This is a genomic window from Fluviicola sp. (assembly GCF_030151805.1).
GTDB lineage: Bacteria > Bacteroidota > Bacteroidia > Flavobacteriales_D > Crocinitomicaceae > Fluviicola.
Window position 1 is genome coordinate 1 of record NZ_JASLCN010000174.1, and the last position, 2,811, is coordinate 2,811.

Consider the following 2,811-nt stretch of genomic DNA (forward strand, 5'->3'; position numbering starts at 1 on the left):
GGTGGTGGTAAAGGAATGGCAATGATCGTGGGAATGTATGTCCGTGACGTAATTAAAAACATATTTGTATCTTCAATGAAAGAGTTTCAGGCTTCATCAACAAAAGAGTTGTTTTTGCTTCTCTTTTTGAAACAGGAAGGTGAGTTAAGTGTACCGCATATTGCGATATATAAGCAGGGCGAAAAAATGGACGTTCTGCCTGTATCGCTTTTGATCGGTGCGGATTCAAACAACACCTGAAACCATGAACGGAAAACTTTGGGATCACGTAAGACAAGGTGTTTTGCTGATCCTGACCGGGGCAGTTTTTTCGGTCGTTCCGTTTTACTTCCAGACTACTGCCATGACAGAGCAGAACCGCCAAGCCAATATTTCACAGCAACAGGAAATTGACCAAACCCTGACAAGGATTCAAAGCCTGGAACTTAAGGGAGCGGTTGATGATACTGAGATAAAACAAATAAAAGAAAGTCTGCAAAGAATTGAAAAGAAGATAGACCGCCTTATCGAAGCTGAGAAATAAGATTCCATTCTGTAAGGAACAACTTTTTAGGTAGCCTTTAGCCCCACAAATAGGTAATGGGGAGGGCATAAAGGCAAAGGCGGGAAAAGAACTGTGCACAAGTTTTGGATTAGATACCTTTGAGCGCGTTCCGACCTCCCGCCTTATTATTCTTTTTTCTTCAAAAACCACCAAAAAATTTGTGCCAAAATAATGAAAACGAGTCGGGTAATCTTGATTTCCGGTGTTGTTATTTTATTAAGTGCCGGAGTTGCGGTCGCGCTTTATTTCTATTTCAGGGATTCTTTCAAAAAACGGTTGATCCGGATTGCGAAAGGTGAAGCCGAAAAATGGAAAACACTCACCGAAACATCTGAAAAAGCCAGTTCTTACCTCTTAGACTATTGGAAAGTGGTAGGGTTTAACTTCACCGCTTCACAAATGCAAAATTCGGCGGTTCAGTCTTCTTACGCCTGGTCGAGCGCATTTATTTCCTGGCTCTTTTACAAGGCGGGCGCAAAAGATCAATTCCCTTATGCACAATCACATTCCGGGTACTTTCAAAGCGCCAAAGCAAACCGGGACAACAAAAACGCACCACTCCGGGGATTCCGTGTATCGGAATACGCACCAAAACCCGGTGATTTAGTTGTGTACAGCCGTGAAAACGGAAAAGGCTACGATTCAAGCGGTTTTTTTCCTTCTCACGGTGAGCTGGTTGTTGAAACCGGAAAAAATTATATCAAGGCGATTGGCGGAAACGTGAGTAATAAAGTCAAGGTTTCCAGCTACAAGACCGATGAAAACGGAAAACTTTCAGGGAATAAAGTCCCGTTTTTCATGGTCATTCAGAACAATATCAAATAATCAAAAGTCATGAGAAAATTGATTGTAATTCTAACCGGAGGTGGCGCGCGTGGCGCGTTCCAGGTTGGAGCATGGCAAAGAATACTAAAAGACGGGATCAACTTCGGTAACGGGGTTGAAAAGGTCGGAGTTCCGCACGCCGTTTTTGGCGTATCTGCTGGCGCACTAAACGGGGCTTTAATCGCATCGGGAAAGAACAAAGAACTCAATGAAATGTGGAATCACATTGCAGGTAGTCCCGATGAAATCTATGTAAGCGATTTTTTAAAAACTGAGAATAACAAAATCACCCTGGATACGGAACGCCTGGGGAAATTTCTATTATCCGACATTTCGGCGTTTCAAAAGGTTGGTTTGCTGTTTAAAGGTTCACGCGAAAAGGTCATACAAAAGATCGTAAACAAGGTGAAAACGCTCAAATCTATTGCAGACAATACCCCGTTGTTTGAAAAAGTGAAGTTGCTTGTTCAGTTAAAAGACATCAAGAGCCAGGTATTTCAAGCCGGGTTCGTATCGCTTACGGACGGAAATTATTATAGTGCCAAACACACGGATTTTCGCGATAATTCTGAGTTTCAAAAGGCGGTGCTGGCTTCTTCGACTATGCCCCTGATCTGGTCACCCGTAGACCGGATTTCCACAACACAATTTGAAACTTCGAATCTGATTGACGGGGGACTCCGAAACATTAATCCGCTGGGCGATGCGGTTCGCTACGTCCTGGAACAGCCGGATTCGGATGAGTACCATTTTCTGATTATTTCGACCCGCACGGGCTTAGTACCAACGATGAACGAAGAACCGAACATTCTGAATGTGATTCAACGTAGTATCTACGATATAGCATTGAGCGAAATCGGCGATACGGACACAAGCGAGTTTTTACGGATCAATCGGCTGGTAAAGCAAGTGGAACGGAAAAACATTGAATTATTTTCTGAAAGCGGTCGCAAGCTCCGGCGGTTCAATGTGAAAATTATTGAACCCAAACGGGAACTTTCCGGTGCGTTGGATTTTTCCCGCAGTATGGTCATGGATTCGTATTTACATGGGTATCTGTGTGCAGGGTCGGTCGTGAATTCTCCAAATTGGGAGTAAACGAACCGATTCCCTGGGATGAAACGCTGAATCACTTGTAAATACAGGGGTTCAGCGTTTTTTATGATTTTTTCACAAAAATAGCACGGGTCGGAGCTATCCCGAATAGCTTTCATTGCAATCGTTCAAACAATGGTAACAATTACAGAGTGTAGAAAAATACTCGGAAAGAAGTTCGAGAAATACACAGATGAACAAATTGAACAACTCCGCGATTGGTTAACAAAAATCGCACGGATGAATAAAAAATGGATTGAAAAAATTAAAAATGAGAATTATGAAAATTCACAAAAGAACACGCGATAAGATCGCGAGATTATCCAAAGCAATTATTGAGGATTTCG

4 protein-coding genes are annotated in these 2,811 nt (G+C 42.7%); all 4 read left to right on the plus strand.

Annotated features, from left to right (window positions below; genetic code table 11):
- A partial coding sequence (locus Q1V93_RS06650; protein WP_300663029.1) for a hypothetical protein occupies positions 1 to 240 on the plus strand: 240 nt, incomplete at its 5' end.
- 4 nt (positions 241 to 244) lie between these two features.
- Positions 245 to 523, plus strand: coding sequence for a hypothetical protein (locus Q1V93_RS06655; protein ID WP_300663031.1), 279 nt, complete (start codon positions 245 to 247; stop codon positions 521 to 523).
- 192 nt (positions 524 to 715) lie between these two features.
- A complete protein-coding gene (locus Q1V93_RS06660) occupies positions 716 to 1,369 on the plus strand; it encodes a DUF2272 domain-containing protein (RefSeq protein WP_300663033.1) in 654 nt (217 codons plus the stop codon).
- A gap of 9 nt (positions 1,370 to 1,378) precedes the next feature.
- Positions 1,379 to 2,467 carry a patatin-like phospholipase family protein gene (locus Q1V93_RS06665; protein ID WP_300663035.1) on the plus strand — a complete coding sequence of 363 codons (1,089 nt, stop codon included), beginning with the start codon at positions 1,379 to 1,381 and terminating at the stop codon, positions 2,465 to 2,467.
- Positions 2,468 to 2,811: the final 344 nt, after the last annotated feature.

Bases quoted from the DNA above. Each gene is read 5' to 3' on its own strand.
- Q1V93_RS06665 (WP_300663035.1), top strand. From the start codon at position 1,379: ATGAGAAAATTGATTGTAATTCTAACCGGAGGTGGCGCGCGTGGCGCG.
- Q1V93_RS06660 (WP_300663033.1), top strand. From the start codon at position 716: ATGAAAACGAGTCGGGTAATCTTGATTTCCGGTGTTGTTATTTTATTA.
- Q1V93_RS06655 (WP_300663031.1), top strand. From the start codon at position 245: ATGAACGGAAAACTTTGGGATCACGTAAGACAAGGTGTTTTGCTGATC.